Raw genomic sequence first — 25,175 nt, 5'->3', positions numbered from 1 at the left:
CACGGTGAACGTCGAAGACGCCGAGGAGTCCTGGAACGTCGTCGCCTCCGCCGAGCACTTCGCCGGGCGGATCATCACGGTGCGCACCGACACGGTGGAGATGCCCGGCGGGGTGACCGCCGACCGCGACTACGTCGTCCACCCCGGCTCGGTCGCGGTGCTCGCCCTCGACGACGAGGACCGCGTGCTGCTGATCCGCCAGTACCGGCATCCGGCGCGGCGCCTGCTGTGGGAGCTGCCGGCCGGCATCCGCGACGTGCCGGGCGAGCCGCTGGTGGAGTGCGCGGCGCGCGAGCTCGCCGAGGAGGCCGCCTACCGGGCGCGCACGTGGCACACGCTGGTCGACCTGCGCACCTCCCCGGGCATGTCGGACGAGCGGATCCGGGTCTTCCTGGCCCGCGACGTGGAGCCGATCCCCGACGAGGAGAACACGTACGTGCGCCACCACGAGGAGACCGACATGCCGGCGGCCTGGATTCCCCTGGGTGCGGCGGTCGACAAGGTGCTGAGCGGAATGATCCACAATTCTCCTGCGGTCGCCGGTATCCTCGCCGCATACGCTGCTTCCGCCGACGGATTCAAGGGCCTTCGTCCCGCCGACGCGCCGGAGGCATGATTCCGTAGGGAGACGTCCTGAGCGAGCCCGAGGCGGTGCTGTCCAGCTACCTCGCCCATCTGGCGGTGGAGCGAGGGCTGTCTGCCAACACGCTCGCCTCCTACCGGCGCGACCTGCGCCGATACGTCGAACACCTCCGGGCGCGCGGGCTCGAGACGTTCGCGCAGGTCGCGGAGTCGGACGTGGTCGCCTTCCTCGCCGCGCTGCGGGAGGGCGACGAGGACCACCCGGCGCTGGTCGCCAGCTCGGCCGCCCGCGCCGTGTCGGCCGTACGCGGGCTGCACCGCTTCGCCCTGCGCGAGGGGGTGGCCGGGCACGACCCCGCGCACGAGGTGCGCCCGCCGCGCCAGCTCCGGCGGCTTCCCAAGGCGATCACCGTCGCGGAGGTCGAGCGGCTCATCGCCGCCTGCGGCCCGGAGGACTCGCCGCTCGCCCTGCGCAACCGCGCGCTGCTGGAGGTCCTGTACGGCACGGGCGCCCGGATCTCGGAGGCCGTAGGGCTGGCGGTGGACGACGTGCCCACGGGGCCGGCGCACGACGAAGACCATGACCACGACGGGGACCAGGACCAGGTGTGGCTGCGCGGCAAGGGCGGGCGGACCAGGATCGTGCCGCTCGGCCGCTTCGCCCGCCAGGCGCTCGACGCGTACCTGGTCAGGGCCAGGCCCCGGCTGGCGGCGCACGGCCGGGGAACGCCCGCGCTGTTCCTCAACGCGCGGGGCGGAAGGCTCACGCGGCAGGGCGCCTGGGAGGTGCTGCAGGCGGCGGCGGAACGAGCCGGACTTTCTGGTGTATCGCCGCACATGTTGCGCCATTCGTTCGCAACCCACCTCCTGGACGGGGGCGCCGACGTTAGGGTTGTCCAAGAGTTGCTCGGCCACGCCTCGGTGACCACCACGCAGGTGTACACCCTGGTGACGGTCGACAAGCTCCGGGAGGTCTACGCGGCGGCGCATCCCCGCGCGCTGCATTAGAAGGCCCATCTCGCGGGCCTTTGGCGCGCCGCCTTGCCGACCACGTGCCTACCCTTTAGATTCGATCAGGTTCGAGGGCCGTCAGGGAGGACCAACAGGTGACTGCGACCACAGAGGGGACGTGGGTGGGGGCTCCCGGCGCGATCGGGCCTACCGGCCGTCCCCGTCCGGTGTTCCCCGATCCGACCCCGCCGGAGTCGCACGGGCCCGCGCGCATCGTCGCGATGGTGAACCAGAAGGGCGGCGTCGGCAAGACGACGACCACGATCAACCTGGGCGCCGCGCTCGCCGAGGTCGGCCAGCGGGTCCTGCTCGTGGACTTCGACCCGCAGGGCGCGCTGTCGGTCGGTCTCGGCATCGACCCCCGGCCGCTCGAGGCGACGGTCTACGAGCTGATCATGGAGGAGCCCGACGTCACGGTCGAGGACGTGCTGCTCGACACCACCGTCGAGGGCATGCAGCTCCTGCCGAGCAACATCTTCCTGTCCGGCGCGGAGATCCGGCTCGTCAACGAGGTGGCCAGGGAGTACGCCCTGCAACGGGTGCTGGAACCCCTGCTGCCGCACTACGACATCTGCCTGATCGACTGCCAGCCGTCCCTCGGCCTGCTGACGGTCAACGCGCTGACCTGCGCGCACAGCGTGATCATCCCGCTGGAGTGCGAGTTCTTCGCGCTGCGCGGCGTCGCGCTGCTGATGGAGTCGATCGGCAAGGTCCAGGAGCGGCTCAACAAGAGCCTGGAGATCGACGGCCTGCTCGCCACGATGTACGACCCCCGGACGCTGCACGCCCGCGAGGTGCTGCAGACGATCATGCAGGGCTTCGGCGACAAGGTGTTCCACACGGTCATCAACCGGACGGTTCGCTTCCCCGACGCCACCCTGGCGGGGGAGCCGATCACGCAGTTCGACCCCGGCTCGATGGGCGCCACCGCCTACCGTGAGCTGGCCCGCGAGCTGCTGGCCAGGTGGCCCGCCCGCGTTTGACAGTGATGCCGTTAGGTGCCGCGCGATCGCGCCGGTAGGGGACAATGGCAGGTGTGACGACCGGCCAGGAGACCGACCAGGGGAGCGAGGAGAGCGCTCCGAGCGGCTTCCAGGTGCACCTGGACGTCTTCGAAGGGCCGTTCGACCTGCTGCTGGGGCTGATCTCCAAGCACAAGCTGGACATCACCGAGGTGTCCCTGCACAAGGTCACCGACGAGTTCATCGCGTACATCCGGTCGCGGGGCCCGGAGTGGGACCTCGACCAGACGAGCCGTTTCCTGCTCGTCGCGGCGACCCTGCTCGACCTCAAGGCGGCCCGGCTGCTGCCCACCGGAGAGGTCGAGGACGAGGAGGACCTCGCCCTGCTGGAGGCCCGCGACCTGCTGTTCGCGCGTCTGCTGCAGTATCGGGCGTACAAGGAGGTCGCGAAGATCTTCGCCGGCCGGATGGCGGAGGAGGCGCTGCGCTTCCCGCGCGCCGTGCCGATGGAAAAGCGCTTCGCCGACCTGCTGCCGGAACTCGTGCTCGGCATCGGGCCCGAGCAACTCGCCAAGATCGCGGCACGGGCCTTCACTCCCAAGGCGCCGCCGTCGGTGTCGGTCTCGCACATCTACCAACCGCTGGCCAGCGTCAGGGAGCAAGCCGCTATTCTTGTCGAGCGGCTGAGGCGGCTGCACACGGCGACCTTCCGGGCGCTGACCGCCGACTGCTCGGGGACGTTCGAGATCGTCGCCCGCTTCCTGGCCGTCCTTGAGCTGTTCCGGGAGGCCGCGGTCTCCTTCGAACAGGTCGAACCGCTCGGCGACCTGTACGTCACCTGGACGGGAACCGCCGACGGCGACGTCACGGTGGGCGACGACTACGACGAGGGCCGGCGCGAGGAGCGGCCTGCCGAGGCGGCGGCCGCACGGGACGAGTGAGGCGGCCCGCCAGGGCCGACCACTCGAGGCCGCGCCGAATCAGGACGCCGGATGAGCGGTGCGACGGAGACGTGACCCGTACGACGAGCGAGGAGCGATGGAAGCGAGCGACACCCCCGGTTCCGGCGACGACCTCTCCGGCTCCGCCGGCGATGTGACGGGGCGGGACGGCGGCGCGCTCGCGTCCGGCCTCGGATCGCCGGATCCGGTCCCCGTCGCCCGGGAGCCCGAGGCGGAGCCGCCGGGCGAGGGGCTCACGCTCGCCGCGGCCCTCGAGGCGATCCTGATGGTGGTGGACGAGCCGGTCGCCGAGGTGACCCTCGCTCAGGTGCTGGAACGCCCGACTGCGGAGGTCGCCGCCGCGCTCCGCGCGCTGTCGGAGGAATACACGGCCGCCGGACGGGGTTTCGACCTGCGAGAGGTGGCCGGAGGCTGGCGCTTCTACACCAGGGCGGAATGCGCCGCGCTGGTGGAGAGGTTCGTCAGGGACGGCCAGCAGGCGCGGCTGACGCAGGCCGCGCTGGAGACCCTCGCCGTGGTCGCCTACCGGCAGCCGGTCAGCCGGGCCCGGGTGGCGGCGGTGCGCGGCGTGAGCAGCGACGGCGTCATGCGGACGCTGGTCGCACGCGGCCTCGTGGAAGAGGCCGGAACCGACCCGGAGAGCCAGGCAGTGCTCTACCGGACGACGAGTTACTTCCTGGAGAGACTGGGGCTGCGGAGCCTCGACGAGCTTCCCGAACTCGCCCCGTTCCTCCCGGACGACGTGGAAATTCTTGAGGAGCAGAAGTAGTGAACAACAGGCGTGGCACCCCGTCCGGTGAGGGACGCGGTCGGAGCCGGAGCACCGGTCAGCAGGGCGCGAGCTCGCGTGGATCCCGTGGCGGATCCGGCGGCTTCCGCCCCCAGGGCGACCGGCGCGGCGGTTCCCGCGTCCCTGGTTCCCGGTCCGGGTACGGTTTCGACTCCAGGTCCGACTCAAGGTCCGACTCCCGGCCCGACTCCCGGTCCGACTCCCGGTCCGACAGGCCGGACTCCAGGCGGTTCCGCGACGAGGAGGCCCCGCGCGGCGACCGGTACGGCGACCGCCGTTCCGGCGACGGCCGCGACGACCGCTCCCGCGGCCGTTACGGTGACACCGGTCGTCACAATGACACGGGCCGTTACGGTGACACCGGCCGCCGCGACGCGCGTTCCGGCGGCGAGCGGTATCGCGACGACGACCGGGCCCCCTTCCGCGGCGAGCGGGGCGGTTCTCGCGGCAGGTACGGCAGGCCCGAGGGCGGCCGTTCCGGCGATCGTGACGGCGGCCGTGGCTTCGATCGCGGGTCAGACCGCGGGTCCGGCCGTGGGTTCGATCGCGGGTCAGACCGCGACGGCGGCCGTGGCTTCGAGCGTGACTTCGACCGTGATCGCAATTCCGGCCGGGAGCGCGGTGCCCGGGACGCGTTCTCCGCCGACCGTCCGTCGTTCCGTACGGAGGGGACCGGTTCGCGCGGCCGGTACGGCAGGCCGGAGGGCGGCCGGGACCGGCCGCGTGACCGCGACGGCGGTTACGAGACGACGCGTGAGCCGAGGCGGGCGGCCTTCCGCGACGAGGAGCGCGGCGACCGTGGGGCACGGAGCGGACGCGGCGACCGTGAGGGATGGAGCGGACGCGGCGACCGTGAGACAGGGGGCGCGCGCGGCGACCGTGAGACAGGGGGCGCGCGCGGCGACCGTGGGGCACGGAGTGAGCGCGGGGACCGCGAGGCACGGAGCGCGCGGCCCGAGCGCGGCGACTTCCGCGCGGCGCGCGGCGGCGGCAGGGGCCGCGCGAGCCGCGACGAGGTGCAGACGATCGGCCGTCTGGGCGGCGGGCGCGGCCGGTTTGGCGGCGCCGGAGCCGGCGGAGGCTCGCGCGGCGCGGCGCGGCCCGCGGGAGGTCTCAAGAGCCCCGGCGCGAGCGGCCCGGTGAGCAACCCGTTCAAGACGTCCCGGCAGCCGCTGCGCGACCCGGACTTCTACGACGAGGACTACACCGACGAGCGCGACACGACCGAGGTGGCGGGCGGTGAGCGGCTGCAGAAGGTGCTCGCCCAGGCCGGGGTGGCCAGCCGGCGGGCGTGTGAGGAGATGATCGGCGACGGCCGGGTGTCGGTGGACGGACAGACGGTGCGCCGCTTCGGCGCGCGCGTCGATCCCGCCAAGCAGGTCATCCGGGTCGACGGCAAGCGCATCCCGACGTCCTCGGAGACCGTTTACTACGCGCTCAACAAGCCGATCGGCGTGGTGAGCACGATGGACGACCCCGAGGGCCGGCCGTGCCTGAACGACTACGTGCAGGACCTCGCGCCCCGGCTGTTCCACGTGGGACGTCTCGACACCGAGACCGAGGGCCTGCTGCTGCTGACCAACGACGGCGAGCTGGCTCACCGGCTGACCCACCCGAGCTACGGCGTGCAGAAGAAGTACTGGGCCAAGGTGCCGGGTCCTATTCCGCGCGACCTGCACAAGGTGCTGCGCAAGGGCGTGGAGCTGGAGGACGGCCTGGCCAAGGTGGACGAGTTCCGGGTGGTGCAGGAGCACGGCCAGCAGGCGCTGGTCGAGGTCGTCCTCCACGAGGGCCGCAAGCACATCGTCCGGCGGATGATGGAGACGGTCGGGCACCGGGTGATCGACCTGGCCCGCATCGAGTTCGGCCCGGTCAAGCTCGGCCGGCTCAAGCCGGGAACCATCCGGACGCTCACCGTGCAGGAGATCGGTGAGTTGTACGCGGCGGTCGGCCTGTAGCCTTTCCGCGCGGCGGACGAAAGCCGCAGGCCAGGCAGAATTGGCTGAAAGTCACGTAGATGGGGCGGGCTCGTCTCCGTAGGAGACCGGCCCGTCCCAGCGAGAGGGGAACGACATGGTGCGGGCGATTCGCGGAGCCATCCAGGTCGACGGCAACGATCGTGACGCGATCCTCGCCGGGACGACCGAGCTGGTGACCGAGGTGATGGGGCGCAACAACCTCACGACCGACGACGTCATCAGCGTGATCTTCACGTGCACGCCCGACCTCACCGCCGAGTTCCCCGCACTGGCCGCGCGCAAGCTCGGGTTCCACGACGTGCCCCTGCTGTGCGCGAGCGAGATCGACGTGCCGGGCGCGCTTCCGCGCGTGGTGCGGCTGATGGCCCACGTGCAGACCGACCGTCCCCGGCAGGAGATCCAGCACGTGTACCTGCGCGGCGCCGTGGCGCTGCGCGTGGACATCGCCCAATGAGCATCCCCCTATAGGCATCGCCGGTCGACATCGCCCGGTAGGCGTAGCCCGGCAGGACCATGCCGGGACGGCGGGGCCGGCGAACCATCACAATCCACCCACGAGACATCCGTCGCGGGACAGCGCACCTGGGGACGGCGACGGCAGGAAGAGCACGATGACTCCCATCGAGGACGCCGGGATCGGCAGTGTGGTCGTTGTCGGGACGGGCCTCATCGGCACGTCGATCGCACTGGCGCTGCGGCAGCGGGACGTGCGGGTCTTCCTGGCCGACCGGGACGCGGGAGCCGTACGGCTCGCGCGTGAACTGGGCGCGGGGGAGGACTGGACCGGTGAGCAGCGGGCGGATCTCGCGGTCGTCGCCGTGCCGCCCCAGTTCGTCGCGCAGCAACTGCTCGACCTGCAAAAGCGCGACAGCGCCCGCTTCTACACCGACGTGGCCAGCGTGAAGGCGCTCCCGCTGGCCCAGGCCGCCCAGCTCGGCTGCGACCTGACGACGTACGTCGCGGGGCATCCGCTGGCGGGCCGCGAGCGGTCCGGCCCGGCGGCGGCCCGCGCCGACCTGTTCCTCGGCCGTCCGTGGGCGTACTGCCCGACGGACGAGGCGTCCCCGCGGGCGGTGGCCGCGGTGGAGCGGCTGATCTCGCTGTGCGGGGGCAACGCCGTTCGGGTGGACGCGGCCGAGCACGACCGCGCCGTCGCGGTCGTCTCACACGCCCCGCACGTGACGGCCGCCGCGGTGGCGGCCCGGCTGGCGGAGGCGTCGGAGACGGCGCTCGGGCTGTCGGGGCAGGGCGTGCGCGACGTGACCCGCATCGCCGCCAGCGATCCCGCGCTGTGGACCGGCATCCTCGAGGGCAACGCGCTGCCCGTCGCCGAGGTGCTGGAGGCGCTCGTGGACGACCTGAGCGCCGCCGCCCGGTCGCTTCGCGCGCTGGCGGGCGACGGAGCGGCCATGGGGCAGGTCACCGACCTCCTGTCGCGCGGCGTGCGGGGGACCGGCAGGATCCCCGGCAAGCACGGCGGTCCGGCGCGGACGTACGCGGTGGTCCAGGTGCTCATCGGCGACCGTCCCGGCGAGCTGGCCCGCCTGGTCCAGGCCGCGGGCGAGACGGGCGTCAACATCGAGGACATCCGCCTGGAGCACGCCACCGGACTGGAGCTCGGCGCGGCCGAACTGTACGTCCGCCCGGAGGCGGCGGAAGCGCTCACCCACGGCCTGCGCGAGCGCGGTTGGCAGGTGCCGGGCTGACCCGGTCTCCCGGTGAGGCCGGTGATGTCAGACCGGCCACCGGCCCCGGGGCGGTGGCGGGAGCGGGGGCGATGTAGCGGCGCAGGTCGGGGATCGCCCAGGCGATCGCCGACACGGTGACCACGGTGAGCAGCCCGCCCGCACAGATGACGATGCGCGGGCCGGACAACGCGCCCGCGGTGTCGTGCAGGGGCGCGCTCGTGAAACCGTGCAACGCGGCGCCGGCAGACCCGTGCAGCAGATTCGCGATCTGCGGCCCTCCGACCAGCACGACGGTGAGCGCGCCCTGCACGCGCCCGCGTACGGCGTCGCCGGTGTGCGCCTGAATGATCGTGGTGCGGAATGTGCTCAGCACGAAGTTGACCGCGCCGCCGAGCACGAGCGCCGCCAGCGCGATCCACAGCTCGGCGGCCAGGCCGACGAGCACGACGGCGATCCCCCACGCGACGGCGGCGCCCGCCACGAATGCGCCGTGGCGCCGCGCGCGGGTGAACGTGCCCGACAGCAGCCCGGCCGCGAAGACCCCGGCGGGGTAGGCCGCGTAGAGCAGTCCCGTCTCCGTGCCACCCCCGGCCGTGCCGCCGAAGACGTGACGGGCCAGCTCGGGAAACAGCGCCGACGGCATGCCGAAGACCATGGCCGCGAGGTCCACGGCCAGCACCGCCACCGGCAGCCTGTCGGCCGCCAGGTATCGGAACCCGGCCAGCGTCCGGCCGGCCGCCGAGGCTCCTCGGCCGCCCTTTGCCGTGCCCGCGGCGGGAGTGGGCGGCAGCGGCGGCAGCATGGCGACCGCCCACACCACGGCGAGCAGCGCGACGGCGTCGAACAGGTACAGCGTGCCGAGCCCTGCAACCGGGACCAGCACACCGGCGAGCATCGGCCCCAGGACCGACCCGCCGTAGCGGACCAGCGAGCTGAGGCTGTTGGCCGCCGGCAGCAACTCGGCCGGGACGAGGCGGGGCACGGTGGCCCCCGTCGTCGTCAGGACCGTCCCGTAGGTCAGCCCCTGGAAGGCCACCGCCACCAGCAGGACGGGGACGGAGCGGCCACCCAGGACCGCCTGGAGCCACAGCGCCGCGTACGTCAGCGCCAGGCCGAGGTCGGCGGCGAGCAGCATCGTCCGCCGGTCCATCACGTCGGCGAGGGCGCCACTCCACACCGCCGCCGCGACCAGCGCTGCGAACGACACCCCCGCGGCGGCTCCCACGGCCGCCGACGAGCCGGTGACCGTGAACAGTTGCGTCGGCACCGCGACCACGCTGAAGGACCCGCCCACAGCGCAGATCACCGAGGCGGCCCACATCCGGCGGAACGCGGGGATGGCCAGCGGCCTGCAGTCGACGGTGAAGGCCCACGCGGAGGCCGGCCTGGAGGAACAGGTGGAGGAACGGGGCGGCCGCACCGTCGTGGCGCTCATCGCGCGGCCCCGCCGTCGCCGGCGGCCGGGGATCCCTCCGCCGCCGTGTCAGCCACCGTGTCAGCCGCGTTGTCTGCCGCGGTGTCGGCCACCACGTCGGCCACCACGTCGGCGACCACGCAGGCCACGTTGTCGGGGGCGCCGGCGGCGTACGCCCGGTCGATCAGCTCGTCGGCGACCTGCCGCGGACCGCCGGGACCGGCGAGCGTCTCGCGCAGCACGCCGACCGGCACGACACCCGGCAGGCCGTCCGTGCAGAGCAGGTAACGGTCGCCGGGGACGGCCTCGTGCATCGACAGATCAGGCAGGGACGATCCTGTGCCGGTCAGCGCGCGTACCAGAAGCGAGCGCCGGGGGTGGGAGACGGCCTCCTCCGGGGTGAGCCGGCCCTCGTCGATCAACGACTGCACATACGAGTGGTCGTGGGTGATCTGGAACAGTCCCCCGTCGCGGAAGAGGTACGCCCGGCTGTCGCCGATGTGCACCAGCGCCAGCCGCGACCCGGACCACACGAGCGCGGTCAGCGTGGTGACCGCCTCTCCCGAGGGTGTCGAGGCGGCGATGTCCCGGATCGCCCGCTCGGCGTCGCCGACGGCGTCGGCGAGCGCGCCGAGCAGGTCCTCGGGGAGCACGGACAGGGTCTGCAGGCGCTTGAGCGCGTCGACGGCCGCCGCGCCGGCGCGGTCGCCGCCCGGGCCGCGCATCCCGTCGGCCACCGCCAGCAACCGCTCGCCGGCGTACGCGACGTCCTCGTTGCTCGTCCGCACCGGTCCCGGCTCCGACCGGGCGGCGTAACGGATCCCCGGCATGGTCGTGGTGTCCTTCACGGTGCTGCCCCTTCCCGACAGGTGGTCGACGAGGAAGGCGGCGAGCCGGCCCCGGGCCTCGGTCTCGGCCGTGACGTGCCGCCAATAGGCGGCCACCTCCTCGGCCGCGTCCGGCACGGGCAGGTCGCACACCCGCCGGATGCGCGCCAGCGGCATGCCGAGCCGCCGCAACCAGGCGATCAGGCGGGCCCGCTCCAGCTGGGCCGGGTCGTAGTAGCGGTATCCCGACTCGCCGTCCACCGCGGCCGGCCGCAGCAGCCCGACCTCGTCGTACAGCCGTAGCGCCTTGGGCGACAGCCGGGCGGCCCGTGCGAACGTCCCGATGGTCAGCAGCTCCCGCACCACTCCTCCTCGTCCCGGCCGCCATGGCCGGTGCCGACGATGCTGGGGCTTCACCCAGGGGCAAGGTCAACACGCGGAGGAAGCTACAGGAGGATGCGCGGGGGCCCGGAACGAGCGCGGAGCGAGCGCGGAACCGGCGCGCGGAAGGCCCGACCTCAGAGGCTGGGGACCGCCTCCTCGGGGCAGGGTACCGCGGGAGCGTGCTCCGGCAGGCCGTGCCGCCGCCACCATCGGGCCAGGGGCCGGGGCGCCCACCACGCCCGTTCGCCGAGCAGCCGCATGGTGGCAGGCACCAGCAGGCCGCGCACGATCGTCGCGTCCACGGCGACCGCGATCACCAGGCCCACGCCGATCATCTTCATGATCGTCACGCTGGAGAAGGCGAAGCCCGCGACGGACACGGCGACGAGGAGGGCGGCGCTGGTGACCACCCCGGCCGTCCTGGCCAGCCCGCGCGCCATCGCCTCCGCGGGATCGGCCCCGCGCTCGCGCTCCTCGCGTACGCGCGACAGGAGGAACATCTCGTAGTCCATCGCCAGCCCGAAGGCGATCGCAACGATCAGCACGGGGAAGTTCACGTCGACGGCCCCGACGGGCTCGAAGCCGAGCAGCCCGGCCAGCCGGCCGTCCTGGAAGATCAGCTTGATGGCGCCGAAGGACGCCGACAGCGACAACAGGTTCAGCAGCACCGACTTGATCGGCAGGATCACCGAACCGAACGCCAGGAACATCAGGGCGATCGACACGACGGCCACGAACAGCGCCATCCACGGCAGGCGGGTGACGACCATGTCCACGATGTCCACCCGTGAGGCGGGCATCCCGGTGAACGACGCGACGGCCCCGGCCGGAGGCGGCACGGCCCGCAGGTCCTCGACCATCCGCACGGCCGCGCGAGACATCGGGTCCATCGCGTAGCCGAGGGTGATCCTGGCGAGAGCGCCGGTGGTCCCGGTGACGGCCGCGCTCTCCACTCCGGACACGGCGTCCAGGCGGGCGGCGTAGCCGTCCAGCGCCGCCCTGTCCAGGGCGCGCGGCGCCTCGACGACGGCCGTCACGATCTTGGCGGGGTCGGCGGTGAAGCGCTCGGCCAGTTCCCGGGTCACGGCGCGCGCGTCGGCGCCGGAGGGCAGCACCCAGTCGCCGGGCCTGGCCCAGTTCACGCCGAGGAACGGCAGGCCGAGCGCCACGAGCGCCGCGACGACGGCGAGCGCGCTCGCGAGGGGCCGCCGCATGACGGCGTGGGCCAGGCGATACCACCGCGCGCCGGAGGCGGCGGGCCGGGCGCGGCCCAGCCCCCTTTGGCCGGCCTGCCGGCCGAGCCCCCTTTGGCCGACCCGTCGGCCGAGGGCCGCCAGCAGCGCGGGCAGCACGGTGAGGGAGGTCAGCACGGCCAGGACGACCGTGGCGGCGCCCGCGTACGCCATCGACAGCAGGAACCGCGAAGGGAACACCGCGAGGCCCGCGAACGACAGCGCCACGACCGCGCCGGAGAACGCGATCGTCCGGCCGGCCGTGGCCGTCGTCCGTTCCACCGCCGTCGCGACGGACGCGCCCCTGCCGAGCTCCTCCCTGAACCGGGTGACCGCGAGCAGCGCGTAGTCGATCGCCAGGCCGAGGCCGAGCACCGTGACGACCTGGATGGCGAACGTCGAGACGTCGGCGACCAGCGTGACCAGGCGCAGCACCGCCATCGTGCCGAGCGCGGCGACCACGCCGACGGCCAGGGGCAGCGCCGCCGCCATGAGGCTGCGGAAGACCACCGCCAGCAGGATCAGCAGGATCGGAACCGAGATCGCCTCGGCCAGGCCGATGTCGTGCGCGATCGTGCTGTTGACCTGGTCGGTCATCGCGGTGATGCCGCCGAACCGCACGGCCGGGCCCTCGACCTCGAACCTGTCCCGGATGCCGCGCAGGGCTCGTACGCGCTCCTGGTCGTCGGGGGAGCGGAACTGCACGGTGACGTACGTCGCGTGCCGGTCCTCCGACACGAAGCCGGGCGAGCCGGTCGACCAGTACGACTCCAGCCGCACGATGCCCTGACGGGGGAGCGCGTCGAGGGCCCGGCGTACGGGCCCGGCGAAGGCGGGGTCGTCCACGGTGAGGCGGTCGCTTTCGTACAGGACGACGACGTCGGCCGTGTGACGGCCCAGCGGACCGGCGAGCAGCCGGTCGGCGTGCGAGGACGGGCTGCCGGGGTCGTCGAAGCCCGCGCCGCCACCGAGGCGGCCGAAGACGCCGACTCCCCACGCGCCCGCGACCACGGTGAACAGCAGCGCGCCCAGCAGGATCAGGCGACGGTGACGGACCGCGAAGCGGCCCAGAGCGCCGAACATGCGCTTCCCCCATTTCAATAGTAGAGAGTGCCACTATCCATAATTGATCGATAGCGACGCTATCCATATCCGTGGGTGCGGGCAAGCCCCGGGCCTATCCTGTGAGGGTGCGGCGAGGGAGAGGGACATGCGGATCGCGGAGCTGAGCAGGCGGACCGGGGTCCCGATCCCCACCATCAAGTACTACATGCGGGAGGGGCTGGTCCCGCAGGGAGAGCGGACCGGCCCCAACCAGGCGCGGTACGGCGAGGAGCACGTCAGGCGGCTTCGGCTGGCCAGGGCGCTGGTCGAGGTCGGCGGGCTGCCGGTGGCCTCGGCCCGCGAGGCGCTCGCGCTGATCTTCTCCTCCGGCATCTCGGAGTTCGACGTGCTCGGCAAGGCGCAGTACGCGCTGACCCCGCCCAGGGAACGCGCCGAGGACGACGTCTGGGACGAGGCCGCAGCGCAGGTCGACGAGTTGATCGCCCGGCGGGGCTGGCAGGTCAAGCCGGGCAATCCGGCCAGGCGGACGCTGGCCGACGCGCTGGCGACCCTGCGGCGCCTCGGTGAGGACGACTACCTGGACCTGCTGGAGACCTACGCCGAGACCGCCGAGCACCTGGCGGACACGGAGGTGCGGGCGATCAGCCGGCGGGGCGACCTGCACGCCATGGCCGAGGCGATCGTGATCTGGACCGCTCTCGGCGACCCCGTGATCGCCTCCCTGCGCCGCCTGGCCCAGGAGGCGCAGGCGGCCCGGCTGATCGGCGGGACCACCGAGGAGACCGCCTGAGAGCCGTCTCGCGGGTGCGGCCGGCGAGCCCGAGGTGATCGCGCGGGAGGCCCTGTCCCGTCGCCGATGCATGCTTTCCGGCGGTATCCCGGTAGCCTCGGGGACGACGATTCGAAGGGGAGAAGGAGAGCCGGTGTCGGGTCTGGTCGTCGCCATGGACGGTCCCTCGGGATCGGGCAAGTCGAGTGCCTCGCGAGGCGTCGCGCGGGCGCTGGGCCTGCGATACCTCGACACGGGCGCCATGTACCGCGCGGTCACCTGGTGGATGCTTGATCAGGGCGTGAACCTGGAGGACGCCGCCGAGATCGCCGCGAGGTCCGCCGAGCCCACACTCGTGATGAGCACCGACCCTGACGCGCCGGGCGTCACCGTGGACGGCGTCGACGTCAACGGGCCGATCCGCGGCCCCGAGGTGACCGGCGCGGTGTCGGCCGTGAGCGCCGTGCCCGAGGTGCGCCACCGGCTGGTGGCCCTGCAGCGGGAGATCATCGCCGAGTCCCTGCCTGGCGGCGGGATCGTGGTCGAGGGCCGCGACATCGGCACCGTGGTCGCGCCGGACGCGCCCGTCAAGATCTACCTCACGGCGAGCGCCGAGGCGCGCGCCCTGCGCCGTACTGCCGAGCTGGACGGGACGACCGTGGAGGCGCAGAGGGCCGCGATGGCCCGGCGCGACGCCCTCGACTCGACGCGCAAGGCCGACCCGCTGGCGATGGCCGCGGACGCGGTGGAACTGGACACGACGCCGCTGGACCTGGACGAGGTGATCGCCGAGGTGCTCCGGCTCGTCAAGGAGCGGGTCTGACGCCCGCACGCACCGCCTGACCGCTTCCCGCGCCGCGTCCGCCGCGCCGGAGTGGGCCGCGCGGTGCGACGTACGAACGAGCCCGGCCCCGGAAGCGGTCCGCCGGGAGGCCTCACGGGAGGCCGGGGAGAACGGGAAGAGCCGATGAGGCAGGGTATGGACGTGACGGGGGAGTACGACGAGGACGAGGGCGGCTGGATCGAGGCCGAGCTCGCCGAGCTTTCCACGGAGGAGGCGGAGCGGGAGCCCGACTCGGGCCCGCTGCCGGTCGTCGCCGTGGTGGGGCGCCCCAATGTCGGCAAGTCGACACTGGTCAACCGCATCATCGGCCGTCGTGAGGCGGTCGTGGAGGACGTGCCCGGCGTGACCCGCGACCGGGTCACGTACGAGGCGACCTGGCGGGGCCGGCGGTTCACGCTGGTCGACACCGGCGGCTGGGACCCCGACGCGACCGGTATGGCCCTGCGCATCGCCGAGCAGGCGCAGATCGCGGCCGAGCTGGCCGACGTGATCCTCTTCGTGGTGGACGCCAGCGTCGGGGTCACCGACTCCGACGAGGCCGTCGGCGCGGTCCTGCGCCGCTCGGGCAAGCCGGTCGTGCTGGCCGCCAACAAGGTCGACAACCAGCAGATGGAGCTGGAGGCGACCGGGCTGTGGTCGCTCGGCCTGGGCGAGCCGCACCCCGTCTCCGCCCTGCACGGCCGCGCCAGCGGCGACCTGCTCGACATCGTGCTCGACGCGCTGCCCGAGACGCCGCCGCAGACGTTCGGCGAGCGGCGGGGCCCGCGCCGGATCGCCCTCCTCGGCAAGCCCAACGTGGGCAAGTCGTCGCTGCTCAACAAGCTCGCCGGGGAGGAGCGGGTGCTCGTCGACCCGATGGCCGGCACCACCCGCGACCCGGTCGACGAGCTGATCGAGCTGGGCGGCACGACGTACCGGTTCATCGACACGGCCGGCATCCGGCGGCGGGACCGCGAGCTGAAGGGCGCGGACTTCTACGCGGCGATGCGCACGCGGGCCGCGCTGGAGCGGGCGGAGGTCGCGGTCGTGCTGATCGACGCCTCCGAGGTGCTGACCGAGCAGGACCTGCGAATCCTCGGCCTGGTCATCGAGTCGGGCCGGGCCATGGTGGTCGCGTTCAACAAGTGGGACCTGGTCGACGAGGACCGGCGGTACTACCTGGAGAAGGAGATCGACCGGCAGCTCGTCCGCACGCCCTGGGCGCTGCGGGTGAACATCTCGGCGAAGACCGGCCGCCACGTCGAGAAGCTGGCCCCGGCCATCGAACGGGCCCTGGACTCGTGGGGCACGCGGGTGCCGACGGCCCGGCTCAACCAGTTCCTCACCGAGCTGCTGCAGGCCACTCCGCCGCCGGTGCGCGGCGGCCGGCAGCCGAAGATCCTGTTCGCCACCCAGGCGTCCACGGAGCCGCCGAAGTTCGTGCTGTTCACCTCGGCGTTCCTGGAGGAGACCTACCGCCGGTTCCTCGAGCGCCGCATCCGCGAGGAGTTCGGCTTCGCGGGCTCTCCGATCGAGGTGACGATGAAGATCCGCGAGAAGCGCAAGAAGAAGTAACCCGCGGCCGGCCCGGGGCGTCAGTCTCCGCCGCCGGTCCGGGCGGCGGCCGACAGCAGGGCGAGCGCCGCCTGGCGGGCCTGCTCGCCCGTGCCGGCCGTGCCGTGGTGCGCGGCGACGACGGTGGCGCCTTCGACCAGCATGAGCAACTGGCGTCCCAGGAGGGGCGGATCGGCGGCTCCGGCGCGCTCGGCGATGCCGGTCAGCAGGTCGAGGTATCGGTCGAGGTGGCGCGTGGTGACGGCGCGCACGGCCTCGACGTGATGCTGGGTCGCCGCGTTCACCATCGCGCAGCCGCGGAAGGCCGGGTCCTCGTACCACTCGCCCAGCGTGTCGAACACCGCGGCGAGCTGGTCGTGAGGGTCGTCCCCGGCCGCCGCGGCGGCCTCGGCCAGCCAGCGGCTCACCCGTTCGCTGCGGGCCCGGAGCATGGCCTCCACGAGGCCGTCCTTCGTGCCGAAGTGCCGATAGAGCGTCTCCTTCGACACCCCGACGAGGGCGCACAGCTCGGCGACGCCGACGCCGTCGAGCCCGCGCTCGTACAGCACGGTGGTGGCCGCCTCCAGGATGGCGGCGCGGGTGCGCTCCGGGTCGATCGTCGAGCCCTTGGGAACCGGCATACCCAGATGGTACCGATCGGTTCGATGCACTGCTACGCTCCGAGATCGTACCGATCGGTTCGATCTCTGGGAGTCCGTCATGTCCGACCTCCTCGCCATCGGCACCCCGGCCCGGCGCGGGACGTGGCCGGCGGCGCGGCTGGCTCTCGGCACCGCGTCGGCGCTCGGGCTGGCGCGTTTCGCGTACGGGCTGCTCCTTCCGGCGATGCGGGACGAACTGCACTGGTCCCTGGCCGAAGCAGGGGCGATGAGCGCCGCGAACGGGCTGGGCTATCTGCTCGGCGCGCTGGTGACCGCGGTCGTCGTACGCCGCCTGGGCACGGCGGTCACCTTCCGGTGGGGCATGGTCCTCACCGCGCTGGCGCTGGCGGTCACCGCGACGAGCGACGCCTATTCGGTGCTGCTGGCGGCGAGAGCCGCCGCCGGGGTGGCGGGCGCCGCGGTGTTCGTCACCGGCGGCGTCATCGCGTCGCGCCTCGCCGCCCGCGCCGCCTCCGGGACGCCCATCACCGTGTACTTCGCGGGCGCCGGGCTGGGCATCGTGGTCGCCGGCGCCGGCATCCCGCCGCTGGGCGACCACCTTCACCTGGCCTGGGCCGGCCTGGGCGTGGCCGCCGGGCTGGCGGCGCTGCTGAGCTGGACCGCCGCCCGGGCCGACGAGGAGGCGCAGGTGGGGGAGGAGGCGCAGGCGGGAGAGGAGGCGCAGGCGGGGGGAGAGGCGCAGGCCGCCACCGCCGGGCGGGTCCACGTGCGGCCACTGTGGGGGATCGCCCTGGCCTACCTGCTGTTCGCCGCCGGTTACATCACCTACATCACCTTCCTGTCCGCCTACCTGGCCGACCGGCACGCGCCGCTCGGGCAGGTGGTGCTCACCTGGACGGCGCTCGGCCTGGCCGTGGTGGCGGCGCCCGCGCTGTGGAGCCGTCCGACCGCGGAGTGGCCCGGCACCCGGGCCCTGGCCGTGCTGCTCGGTCTCCTGGGCGGTGGCGCGGCGCTGGCGATGGCGGCGCCCGCGCCGCCGGTCATCCTCGCCTCCGCGATCCTCTATGGGGCGACGTTCATGGGCGTGCCCGCCGCCGTCACCGCTCTCATCAAGGCGAACACCCCGCCCGCCGACTGGACGGCCACCCTGGCGGCGTTCACCACGATCTTCGCGGGCGGGCAGACCGCGGGCCCGTGGCTCGCCGGACTCGTCGCCGACCACACCTCGACCGCCGCCGCCCTGGCGTGGACCGCGATCCTGTGCGCCGCCGCGGCTGTGATCGCGGCGTTCGCGAATCCCTCCCGCCGGGCCGGAGCGGGTTCGGCCGAGAAGACACCCGACGCTGAAGCGTCCACGAGATGGTGAGGTCCAGCATGACCACGTTTGTCCTGATCCCCGGCATGTGCCACGGCGGCTGGTGTTTCCGCGAGCTGTGCGAGGGGCTGCGCCACCACGGGCACCGGGCCGTCGCGCCGACGTTGACCGGGCTCGCCGAACGCGCCCACCTGCTGGACGGCGCGGTGAACCTCGACACGCACATCCGGGACGTCACCGGGGTGCTGGAGGCCGAGGACGTCCGGGACGCCGTGCTGGTCGGCCACAGCTACGGGGGAATGGTGATCACCGGCGTCGCCGACCGCCTGCCCGGCCGGGTGGCCGGTCTGGTCTATCTGGACGCCGTCGTGCCGGGGGACGGCGACTCCTGCTGGAGCCTGGTCTCCGACCGGGAACGGCAGTGGTACGCCGACGTGGTGGAGACCGGCTACGCGACGCGACCGCTGCCGTTCTTCGACCCCCGGGCCACCCCCCACCCGATCGCCTCGCTGCTCCAGCCGCTCCGGCTGACCGGCGACCCCACGCGCATCGGGCGCCGAACTTACGTGTACGCGGCGGGCTGGCAGGGCGAGTCTCCCTTCACCCCGACGTACGAGCGGCTGCGCGAGGACCCCGCGTGGACGACGTACGCGCTGGACGGCGGGCACAACCTCATGCGCGACGCCCCGGAGGACCTGCTCAAGATCCTGGTCGAGGCCGCCGGAGCCCGTTGGTAGGGACTGCCCTACCCCCGGGACTGCCGCCCGCCGGATCGATCTGCGGCGGGCGGGTCAATAGCGTTGGGGACATGCGCCGATTCTTCTCCCGCCTCGGCGGCGACACGGTCTATATCCTCGTGGGGTTCCCCCTCGCGATCATCACGTTCTGCCTCACGGTGGCCGGCCTGTCGGCCGGTACCGGCCTGCTGGTGGTCTGGCTGGGCGTGCCCGTCCTCGCTCTCACCCTCCTCATCGCCCGGGGGATGGGCGACGTCGAACGGCTCCGCATGCGTGCGGTGCTGGGCAGGGACGTGCCCCGGCCGCGATATCCCACATCGCCGCCGGGGGCGGGCGTGTTCCGGAAGACCGTCACCCCGCTCGCCGGGGGCCAGCCCTGGCTCGACGTGCTGCACGCGCTGCTGGCCTTCCCGGTCGCGATCGTCGCGTTCTGCGTGACCGTCACCTGGTGGGCGCTGGCAATCGCCGGGCTGACCTATCCGCTGTACGGCTGGATCACCTCGAACATCCCCGGCAACACCGAGCTGCCCGAGCTCCTCGGCCTCGGCCAGGGTTACGTGATCAACAGTGTCTTCTACTGTGCGATCGGGGTGGTCGCCGCGATCACCCTCTATCCGGTCGTCCGCTCCTGCGCCTTGATCAAGGCGTCGCTGGGCCGGGCGCTGCTGACCGGCGTCGCCGAGCTGCAGGAGCGCATCGACGACCTCACCGAGGGCCGTCACGCCGCCGCCCACGCGGAGGCGAACGCGCTGCGCCGCCTGGAGCGCGACATCCACGACGGACCCCAGCAGCGCCTGGTCCATCTGGCGATGGAGCTGTCGCGGGCCCAGCGGGAACTGCGGAAGGACGCCACGGCCGCGCACGACACGATCGGCAAGGCCATCAGCGCCACCCGGGAGACCCTGGACGAGCTGCGGGCGCTGTCGCGCGGCATCGCCCCGCCGATCCTGGCCGACCGCGGCCTCGCGCCGGCGCTCGCCGCCCTGGCGGGCCGCTGCACGGTGCCCGTTGAGCTGGACGTCCAGACGGTCGAGCGGTATCCCGCGCTCATCGAGAACACGATTTACTTCGTGACCGCCGAGTCGCTCACCAACGTGGCCAAGCACAGCAGGGCGACGTCCTGCTCGGTCGGGCTGACCAGGATCGGCGACACGCTCATCCTCACGATCGGGGATGATGGGGTCGGCGGCGCACACGTCGCCAAGGGACACGGCCTGTCCGGCCTGGCCGACCGGCTGCGGGCCGTCGACGGCGAGTTGTCGGTGCGGTCGCCGGCGGGCGGGCCGACACTGATCACGGCGGAGGTTCCGTGCGCGTAGTGGTGGCCGACGACGCCGTCCTCATCCGGGAGGGGCTCGTCCGCCTGCTGGAGGAGTTCGGCTGCGAGGTCGTCGAGACCGTGGGCACGGGGGATGACCTGGTCAAGGCCGTCGTCGCCCACCGGCCCGACGTGTCGGTGGTCGACGTGCGGATGCCGCCGACGTTCACCGACGAGGGCCTGCGCGCCGCCGTCGAGGCGCGGGAGAAGGTGCCGGGCACGCCCGTGCTGATCCTTTCGCAGTACGTCGAGGTGTCGTACGCGGACGACCTGCTGGCCGACGCTCGCGGGGCGGTCGGCTACCTGCTGAAGGACCGCGTGGTCGACGTCGAGGAGTTCATGGACGGCCTGCGGCGGGTCGCCGCGGGGGGGACGGTCTTCGACCCCCAGGTCGTCGCCCAGCTGATGGTGCGGCGGCGGCGGGACGACCCGCTGGCGTCGCTGACGCCGCGTGAACGCGAGGTCCTGTCGCTGATGGCCGAGGGCAGGTCGAACCCCGCGATCGCCCGCCGCCTCGTCGTCACCGAGGGCGCGGTGGAAAAGCACATCCGCGGCATCTTCACCAAGCTCGGCCTGTACGCCGAGGACGGCGACCAGCACCGCCGCGTCCTCGCGGTGCTGGCCTACCTCCGCTCCTGACCGCACGGCCGTGCGGTGGTCACGCCGCCACGTGCGCGCCGGCGGACGCCGCGACCGGCACGCCCTTGACCAGGGCGCGGGCCCGCCGCACGACAACGACGGCCACGGCGAGGATCGCCACGCCGTCGAGGGCGTGGAAGCCCATGACGACCAGGCCGGCCGTGGTCGTCGCGGTGTCCGTCGTGCCGGCGAGCTCCGCCAGCGGGAAGATCACGAACAGCTGCACCGCCGCCAGCACGAACGGCAGGATCGACAGGCCCGCGACCTTGCCGCCCGCGCGGGCGGCCAGGGCCGTGATCGCGGTCAGTAGCGAGACGAGCGGGATCACCAGCGAGCCGTTCGTGACGTGGTGGTTGATGGCGGCGTCCGGATCGCCCGGCGCCGGGTGCGGGGCCTCGAACGCGCCGAACGTGGCGAGGTAGAACTGGGCGAGCACGACGACGAGCTGCAGAACGGCGAAGCCGAAGAACGCCTTACGCATACGGGGCCTCCTCAGTCGGAAAGGGGTGAGCCCCGGGGGTTCTGCGGGGCGGTGGCGAGAGCCGGAACGGTACGCCGCAATGGTGGACCGTCCGTGTCCCGGGCACCCGGGACATCCGCCCCCGCCCACCGGGAAGTTCGCCCACAGGAAGCCCGCGAGACCCGATCCGCCCTGTCAGGGGTGTCCGGCCTGCCGCTCCGCCAGAGGCGGCCTGTGGGTCCGCCGGTCGAACCCGCGCCCGCAGACGCGCGGGCGCGGGCCCGTCAGCGGACCCAGGGCGGCACGAGCCGGTCGGTCCCCTTGGGCGCGAGGTCGCAGGCGTCCGCGGCGGTCATTCCGCCGGGGTTGTAGACCTCGCAGCCGGCCGGCGCCGCCACGATGGCGCTGAAGCCGGACTCCGCGCCGGCGTGCACCCGGCGGCTCACGTCGGCGGGCATGACGACGGTGTCTCCGGCCTCGACGGCGACGGTCTCGCCGTCGAGTTCGACGGTCGCGCCGCCGGTGAGGAAGGTCCACACCTGCTCGCCGTCGCTGGCGTGGTGGGGACCGCTGTTTCCGGCCGGCATGTCCACCCGCCAGACGGCCTGGGTGGCGCCTCCCTGGGTGGGCGAGGCGAGGGTGGTCATGACGCCGTTGGGAGTGGTGTTCCTGCGGCTGTCGGCGGAACGGATGACAGGCATGCGTGACTCCTGGGTGAGAGGGCGGGCCGGGTGCCGGACGGGTCGCCGGGCCGGTCCGCGGGGGAAGGGTGAGAGAAGGTGGAGGGGCAGAGGTCAGGCGATCCAGGGCGGCACGCCGTGTACGGTGCCGTCGGGCAGGACGGCCCTGGCCCCGCCGGGGGCGGTGACGACGGCGGTGAAGCCCTCATCGGCGCCCGCCGTGACGCGCCGCGGGGTCGAGGGCGGCATGACCACGGTGTCGCCGGGTGCGACCGTGAACGTCTCGCCGCCGAGTTCGACGGTGGCGGTGCCGCCGAGGAACGTCCACACCTGCTCGGCGTCGAAGTCGTGCAGCGGCCCGCTCGTCGCGGGGGTCGCCTCGACGCGCCACACGGCCCGTGTGGCGCCGCCCAGGGTGGGCGAGGCGAAGGTGGTCATGACCCCGGCCGGAGTCTCGGATCTGCGGCATTGGGCATGGCGGATGACAGACATCGCCGGCGTCTCCTAAGATAGACAACGTCGTTGTCGGTAATAGTGAACCAGGTTGTCTATCCGTGTCAATCGACCCGCCCGGCTTCGAGCTGCCCCTGCGGCTCTTCCTCGGGTTTCGCGTTCTCATCGACGAACTGCACGCCGAGCTCGCCCGTCAGGGGCATCCGCACGCCCGTCCCATGCACGGATTCGTCATGCAGGCGATCGGCATAGAGGGCACGACCGCGGTGGAGCTGGGCCGCACGTTGGGCGTCAGCAAGCAGGCGGCGGGCAAGACCATCGAGACGCTCGAGCGCCTCGGCTACGTGGAGCGCGCCCGCGACCCCCGCGACACGCGCCGCAAGATCGTACGGCTCACGCCGTGGGGGGTGGACGTCCTGGCGCGCTCGGCCCGGATCTTCGACGACCTGCGGGCGCGCTGGGCCGCCGTCATCGGGGACGAGCGGCTCAGGGACCTGGAGGCCGACCTGCGGAAGGTGACGCCGCAGGACGTCTTCCGCCTCGACGTGCCCGGCTGGTTCGGCGCCTGACCCGGCAGGGGGGCGGGATCAGGCGCGGCGGCGGGGCAGGGCCAGGGACGCGGCCGCGCCGAGCACGCACAGACCGCACGTGATCAGGAAGATCTCGGTGTACTCCGCGTGCAGCGCCGCCTGGACCTTCGCCGTGTAGTCCGCGAGCCTGCGGGCGTACTCGGCCGCGTCCACCCCGAACGGCAGCGGCGTGTCCAGGTGCGCGGTGAGCGACTGGAACCGGTGGAAGCCCCAGGCCGACAGCGCGGCCACGCCCAGCAGCATGCCCATCATCCTGGCGACCACGACCGCCGCCGACGCCACGCCGTGCTGTGCCGCCGGGACCAGGCGCAGCACCGCCGACGAGGCCGGGGCGATCACCACCCCGAGGCCGAGGCCGGCCACCACGAGGTCGACGTCCATCCGCACGCCGGCCGAAGCCAGGTCGAGCGGCCACCGGGAGATAAGCCAGTAGCCCGCGGCGGCCACCGCCATCCCCGCCACGGCCACCGGGCGCTCGCCGAACCGCCGCACCAGGATCCCACCGAGGAACGCCGCGACCGCCAGCGCGGCGAGGAACCGGGTGAGCACCAGAGCGCCGCCCACCGCGTCCTTGCCGAGCAGCGTCTGCGCGGCGAGTTGCACGTCGACCAGCGTGACCAGCAGCGCCGCCCCGGCCAGCAGGCTCACCGCCAGCGTGGCGAGCAGCGGTGTCCTGGGCACGCCCGTCAGGTCGAGCAGGCGGACCGGGGAGCGGATCTCCCACAGCACGAACAGCACCGCCGCGACCGCCCCGGCCGCCACGCACGGCAGTCCCCAGGGCGGCAGCACGGCCGTGTCGGGGGAGGGGTTGTAGAGCCCGGCGACCAGCAGGCCGAGCGCCAGCGCGAGCAGGACGCCGCCGCCCGCGTCCACCTTCCCCGCGTCCGCCTTCTCCCCGTTCGCCCTGCCCGTGCTCGCCCCGCCGGAGGGCCGGCCGTACGGCTCGCGCCCGCCGGGGACGGCCGCCTGCACGGCGACGGCGGCCAGGAGCGCGAGCGGGAGGTTGACCCAGAAGATGCCGCGCCATCCGGCGAGCGCGGCCAGGCCCGCGCCGTACAGCGGGCCGAGCACGCTGCCGAGCTCCTGCGCGGCGCCGACCGCCCCGAGCGCCACCGGCCGGGTGCGCTCGTCCCACAGGTCGCCGATGAGGGCCATGGTGATCGGCAGCAGCGCGCCGCCCGCGACGCCCTGGAGCGTACGCCCCGCGACCAGGGCGGGGATACTCCCCGCCAGGGCGGTGACGAGGGAACCGGCGGCGAACCCGGCCAGGCAGGCGTGGATCAGCGCGCGCCTGCCATACCGGTCGGACAGGCGGCCGAGCAGCGGCATCGCCGCGACGTAGCCGAGCAGGAACCCGGTCACGACCGGGGTCGCCCGCTCCAGGTGGTTCAGCGGCACGCCGACGTCGACGGCGACGTCCACGAGCACGGTGACCACGACGTACGCGTCGAGCGCGGCGAGCAGCACGGCGGCGCCGCCGACGCCCAGGGCGAGACGCCGGTGCCGCGTTGCGGGCCGGTCGACCCCGGTCGACCGCGTCTGCCCGGCCGCGTCGGTGGCGTCGGTGGCGTCGGTCATGACGCGGGCGGGGCGATGGTCACGGGGGCGTCGTAGTCCCCGAGGGTCACGGCCACGGAGCCGCCGGTGAGCGGCAGGTCGAGTTTGAGCAGGCGGCTGGTGGCCTTGTCGATCCAGAGCGTGCCGGTGACCCCCTGCTGCACGCCGGGGACCAGCTTGGCCAGCACCTCCTGCGACAGCGCGGCCGTCACCCGGTAGGCGGCGGCGTCGCCGACCTTCTCCTCCGCCTGCGTCTGGACGTCCTTCGCGGTGGACAGCAGGTCGGGTACGCCGGTCAGCACGGCGGAGGGGTTGTAAAGGGCCATGAGCTGCTGCCGGGTCATCGTCTGGAAGCCGCCGGTGGGTCCCTTGAAGTAGACCTTGTCGCCGACGAGCACGAACTCGATCTCCTGCAGTCCCGCGATCTCGATCTGCAGGGTGCCCTTGGCGTCGCCCTCCCGGGTGAGGCTGCCCTCGGCGTGCCGGACCGGTACGGCGGGCTTGTCCTTGGTCTCGATCGTGAAGGCGACCGTCTTGACCGTCCGCATGGCCTCGGCCGAGCGCTTCAGCAACGCCGGACCGTCCGGCAGGGCCGTCTCGCTCTTCGCGCTGCAGGCGGTCACGAGCAGCAGGCCGGCCACGACGAGCCCGAGGATTGTTCGCACAGCCGGATCGTAGCGAGCGGGCGGGGCCGGCACGCGCTCCCCAGGGAATCGGTTTGGCGCGGCCTGTCGCGGGAAGTCGGGGCCGGTGCTCACCCC

The 25,175-nt window shown here is 73.3% G+C and carries 25 protein-coding genes; 16 read left to right on the top strand and 9 right to left on the bottom strand.

The genetic code is table 11. The features are described from left to right. Window positions 1–4 precede the first annotated feature (4 nt). The 8 genes from FH610_RS11425 (at window position 5) to FH610_RS11390 (ending at window position 7,992) form a co-directional block, all read left to right on the top strand. The gene (locus FH610_RS11425; RefSeq protein WP_240808898.1) at window positions 5–616 is read left to right on the top strand and encodes an NUDIX domain-containing protein; all 612 of its coding nucleotides are present in this window, start codon (window positions 5–7) and stop codon (window positions 614–616) included. A gap of 35 nt (window positions 617–651) precedes the next feature. Beyond that, entirely contained in the window at window positions 652–1,590 is a 939-nt protein-coding gene (locus FH610_RS11420) for a site-specific tyrosine recombinase XerD (RefSeq protein ID WP_240808897.1), read from the top strand. A 98-nt stretch (window positions 1,591–1,688) separates the two neighbouring features. Then, the gene (locus FH610_RS11415; protein WP_139574298.1) at window positions 1,689–2,576 is read left to right on the top strand and encodes a ParA family protein; all 888 of its coding nucleotides are present in this window, start codon (window positions 1,689–1,691) and stop codon (window positions 2,574–2,576) included. 44 nt (window positions 2,577–2,620) lie between these two features. After that, entirely contained in the window at window positions 2,621–3,496 is an 876-nt protein-coding gene (locus FH610_RS11410) for a segregation and condensation protein A (protein ID WP_139574297.1), read from the top strand. A 97-nt stretch (window positions 3,497–3,593) separates the two neighbouring features. Beyond that, window positions 3,594–4,286: an SMC-Scp complex subunit ScpB gene (gene scpB, locus FH610_RS11405; protein WP_139574296.1), complete on the top strand. Its 693-nt coding sequence runs from the start codon at window positions 3,594–3,596 to the stop codon at window positions 4,284–4,286. Next, entirely contained in the window at window positions 4,286–6,265 is a 1,980-nt protein-coding gene (locus FH610_RS43635) for a pseudouridine synthase (protein ID WP_205825698.1), read from the top strand. The genes scpB and FH610_RS43635 overlap by 1 nt, the downstream gene beginning before the upstream one ends. A gap of 115 nt (window positions 6,266–6,380) precedes the next feature. Further along, window positions 6,381–6,740, top strand: coding sequence for a chorismate mutase (gene aroH, locus FH610_RS11395; protein ID WP_139574295.1), 360 nt, complete (start codon window positions 6,381–6,383; stop codon window positions 6,738–6,740). A 157-nt stretch (window positions 6,741–6,897) separates the two neighbouring features. Beyond that, window positions 6,898–7,992 (top strand): prephenate dehydrogenase, encoded by a 1,095-nt coding sequence (locus FH610_RS11390; RefSeq protein ID WP_139574294.1) that lies wholly within the window; start codon window positions 6,898–6,900, stop codon window positions 7,990–7,992. Here the strand turns inward: FH610_RS11390 and FH610_RS11385 are convergent. The 3 genes from FH610_RS11385 to FH610_RS11375 form a co-directional block, all read right to left on the bottom strand. Then, the gene (locus FH610_RS11385) at window positions 7,949–9,409 is read right to left on the bottom strand and encodes an MFS transporter (RefSeq protein ID WP_139574293.1); all 1,461 of its coding nucleotides are present in this window, start codon (window positions 9,407–9,409) and stop codon (window positions 7,949–7,951) included. The two genes, FH610_RS11390 and FH610_RS11385, sit on opposite strands and share 44 nt — an antisense overlap. Beyond that, the gene (locus FH610_RS11380; RefSeq protein WP_240808896.1) at window positions 9,406–10,578 is read right to left on the bottom strand and encodes a MerR family transcriptional regulator; all 1,173 of its coding nucleotides are present in this window, start codon (window positions 10,576–10,578) and stop codon (window positions 9,406–9,408) included. Before FH610_RS11380 ends, FH610_RS11385 begins: the two co-directional genes overlap by 4 nt. Window positions 10,579–10,733: 155 nt before the next feature. Beyond that, window positions 10,734–12,914 carry an MMPL family transporter gene (locus tag FH610_RS11375; protein WP_139574291.1) on the bottom strand — a complete coding sequence of 727 codons (2,181 nt, stop codon included), beginning with the start codon at window positions 12,912–12,914 and terminating at the stop codon, window positions 10,734–10,736. Window positions 12,915–13,041: 127 nt separating this feature from the next. On the opposite strand from FH610_RS11375, the gene FH610_RS11370 reads away from it, so the two are divergent. The 3 genes from FH610_RS11370 (at window position 13,042) to der (ending at window position 16,063) form a co-directional block, all read left to right on the top strand. Continuing rightward, complete coding sequence (locus FH610_RS11370) at window positions 13,042–13,686, top strand: MerR family transcriptional regulator (RefSeq protein WP_139574290.1); 645 nt, start codon at window positions 13,042–13,044, stop codon at window positions 13,684–13,686. 154 nt (window positions 13,687–13,840) lie between these two features. Further along, the gene (gene cmk / locus FH610_RS11365) at window positions 13,841–14,488 is read left to right on the top strand and encodes a (d)CMP kinase (protein WP_240808925.1); all 648 of its coding nucleotides are present in this window, start codon (window positions 13,841–13,843) and stop codon (window positions 14,486–14,488) included. A 156-nt stretch (window positions 14,489–14,644) separates the two neighbouring features. Next, window positions 14,645–16,063 carry a ribosome biogenesis GTPase Der gene (gene der / locus FH610_RS11360; protein WP_205825697.1) on the top strand — a complete coding sequence of 473 codons (1,419 nt, stop codon included), beginning with the start codon at window positions 14,645–14,647 and terminating at the stop codon, window positions 16,061–16,063. Window positions 16,064–16,083: 20 nt separating this feature from the next. On the opposite strand, the gene FH610_RS11355 is transcribed toward der, so the two are convergent. Then, window positions 16,084–16,683, bottom strand: a complete 600-nt coding sequence (locus FH610_RS11355) for a TetR/AcrR family transcriptional regulator (RefSeq protein ID WP_139574287.1) — start codon at window positions 16,681–16,683, stop codon at window positions 16,084–16,086. A gap of 79 nt (window positions 16,684–16,762) precedes the next feature. On the opposite strand from FH610_RS11355, the gene FH610_RS11350 reads away from it, so the two are divergent. The 4 genes from FH610_RS11350 (at window position 16,763) to FH610_RS11335 (ending at window position 20,674) form a co-directional block, all read left to right on the top strand. Continuing rightward, a complete protein-coding gene (locus FH610_RS11350; RefSeq protein WP_139574286.1) occupies window positions 16,763–18,031 on the top strand; it encodes a YbfB/YjiJ family MFS transporter in 1,269 nt (422 codons plus the stop codon). An 8-nt stretch (window positions 18,032–18,039) separates the two neighbouring features. Beyond that, the gene (locus FH610_RS11345; RefSeq protein WP_139574285.1) at window positions 18,040–18,717 is read left to right on the top strand and encodes an alpha/beta fold hydrolase; all 678 of its coding nucleotides are present in this window, start codon (window positions 18,040–18,042) and stop codon (window positions 18,715–18,717) included. Window positions 18,718–18,788: 71 nt separating this feature from the next. Further along, window positions 18,789–20,036: a sensor histidine kinase gene (locus FH610_RS11340; RefSeq protein WP_139574284.1), complete on the top strand. Its 1,248-nt coding sequence runs from the start codon at window positions 18,789–18,791 to the stop codon at window positions 20,034–20,036. After that, window positions 20,027–20,674 (top strand): response regulator, encoded by a 648-nt coding sequence (locus FH610_RS11335; protein WP_139574283.1) that lies wholly within the window; start codon window positions 20,027–20,029, stop codon window positions 20,672–20,674. Before FH610_RS11340 ends, FH610_RS11335 begins: the two co-directional genes overlap by 10 nt. Before the next feature lie 19 nt (window positions 20,675–20,693). On the opposite strand, the gene FH610_RS11330 is transcribed toward FH610_RS11335, so the two are convergent. The 3 genes from FH610_RS11330 to FH610_RS11320 form a co-directional block, all read right to left on the bottom strand. Then, window positions 20,694–21,155, bottom strand: a complete 462-nt coding sequence (locus tag FH610_RS11330; protein ID WP_139574282.1) for a DUF6220 domain-containing protein — start codon at window positions 21,153–21,155, stop codon at window positions 20,694–20,696. A gap of 263 nt (window positions 21,156–21,418) precedes the next feature. Beyond that, window positions 21,419–21,835 (bottom strand): cupin domain-containing protein, encoded by a 417-nt coding sequence (locus FH610_RS11325; RefSeq protein WP_139574281.1) that lies wholly within the window; start codon window positions 21,833–21,835, stop codon window positions 21,419–21,421. 93 nt (window positions 21,836–21,928) lie between these two features. Continuing rightward, a complete protein-coding gene (locus FH610_RS11320) occupies window positions 21,929–22,306 on the bottom strand; it encodes a cupin domain-containing protein (RefSeq protein ID WP_139574280.1) in 378 nt (125 codons plus the stop codon). Window positions 22,307–22,368: 62 nt separating this feature from the next. On the opposite strand from FH610_RS11320, the gene FH610_RS11315 reads away from it, so the two are divergent. Beyond that, complete coding sequence (locus tag FH610_RS11315; RefSeq protein ID WP_139574279.1) at window positions 22,369–22,836, top strand: MarR family winged helix-turn-helix transcriptional regulator; 468 nt, start codon at window positions 22,369–22,371, stop codon at window positions 22,834–22,836. An 18-nt stretch (window positions 22,837–22,854) separates the two neighbouring features. Here FH610_RS11315 and FH610_RS11310 read toward each other — a convergent pair whose 3' ends face one another. Continuing rightward, on the bottom strand, window positions 22,855–24,435 hold the full coding sequence (locus FH610_RS11310; protein ID WP_139574278.1) for an MFS transporter: 1,581 nt from the start codon (window positions 24,433–24,435) through the stop codon (window positions 22,855–22,857). Further along, complete coding sequence (locus tag FH610_RS11305) at window positions 24,432–25,079, bottom strand: LppX_LprAFG lipoprotein (RefSeq protein ID WP_139574277.1); 648 nt, start codon at window positions 25,077–25,079, stop codon at window positions 24,432–24,434. Before FH610_RS11305 ends, FH610_RS11310 begins: the two co-directional genes overlap by 4 nt. Window positions 25,080–25,175: the final 96 nt, after the last annotated feature.

This window comes from Microbispora catharanthi, assembly GCF_006334915.2.
Classification (GTDB): Bacteria; Actinomycetota; Actinomycetes; order Streptosporangiales; family Streptosporangiaceae; genus Microbispora; species Microbispora catharanthi.
Note: the sequence above shows the minus strand (reverse complement) of the source record. Positions and strands in the feature narration are given on the sequence as shown.

Excerpts from the sequence above, each read along its gene's own strand:
- FH610_RS11410 (WP_139574297.1), top strand. The coding sequence starts at position 2,621 with ATGGCAGGTGTGACGACCGGCCAGGAGACCGACCAGGGGAGCGAGGAG.
- scpB (WP_139574296.1), top strand. The coding sequence starts at position 3,594 with ATGGAAGCGAGCGACACCCCCGGTTCCGGCGACGACCTCTCCGGCTCC.
- aroH (WP_139574295.1), top strand. The coding sequence starts at position 6,381 with ATGGTGCGGGCGATTCGCGGAGCCATCCAGGTCGACGGCAACGATCGT.
- FH610_RS11390 (WP_139574294.1), top strand. The coding sequence starts at position 6,898 with ATGACTCCCATCGAGGACGCCGGGATCGGCAGTGTGGTCGTTGTCGGG.
- FH610_RS11385 (WP_139574293.1), bottom strand. The coding sequence starts at position 9,409 with ATGAGCGCCACGACGGTGCGGCCGCCCCGTTCCTCCACCTGTTCCTCC.
- FH610_RS11375 (WP_139574291.1), bottom strand. The coding sequence starts at position 12,914 with ATGTTCGGCGCTCTGGGCCGCTTCGCGGTCCGTCACCGTCGCCTGATC.
- FH610_RS11370 (WP_139574290.1), top strand. The coding sequence starts at position 13,042 with ATGCGGATCGCGGAGCTGAGCAGGCGGACCGGGGTCCCGATCCCCACC.
- cmk (WP_240808925.1), top strand. The coding sequence starts at position 13,841 with ATGGACGGTCCCTCGGGATCGGGCAAGTCGAGTGCCTCGCGAGGCGTC.
- der (WP_205825697.1), top strand. The coding sequence starts at position 14,645 with ATGGACGTGACGGGGGAGTACGACGAGGACGAGGGCGGCTGGATCGAG.
- FH610_RS11355 (WP_139574287.1), bottom strand. The coding sequence starts at position 16,683 with ATGCCGGTTCCCAAGGGCTCGACGATCGACCCGGAGCGCACCCGCGCC.
- FH610_RS11350 (WP_139574286.1), top strand. The coding sequence starts at position 16,763 with ATGTCCGACCTCCTCGCCATCGGCACCCCGGCCCGGCGCGGGACGTGG.
- FH610_RS11345 (WP_139574285.1), top strand. The coding sequence starts at position 18,040 with ATGACCACGTTTGTCCTGATCCCCGGCATGTGCCACGGCGGCTGGTGT.
- FH610_RS11340 (WP_139574284.1), top strand. The coding sequence starts at position 18,789 with ATGCGCCGATTCTTCTCCCGCCTCGGCGGCGACACGGTCTATATCCTC.
- FH610_RS11330 (WP_139574282.1), bottom strand. The coding sequence starts at position 21,155 with ATGCGTAAGGCGTTCTTCGGCTTCGCCGTTCTGCAGCTCGTCGTCGTG.
- FH610_RS11325 (WP_139574281.1), bottom strand. The coding sequence starts at position 21,835 with ATGCCTGTCATCCGTTCCGCCGACAGCCGCAGGAACACCACTCCCAAC.
- FH610_RS11320 (WP_139574280.1), bottom strand. The coding sequence starts at position 22,306 with ATGTCTGTCATCCGCCATGCCCAATGCCGCAGATCCGAGACTCCGGCC.
- FH610_RS11310 (WP_139574278.1), bottom strand. The coding sequence starts at position 24,435 with ATGACCGACGCCACCGACGCCACCGACGCGGCCGGGCAGACGCGGTCG.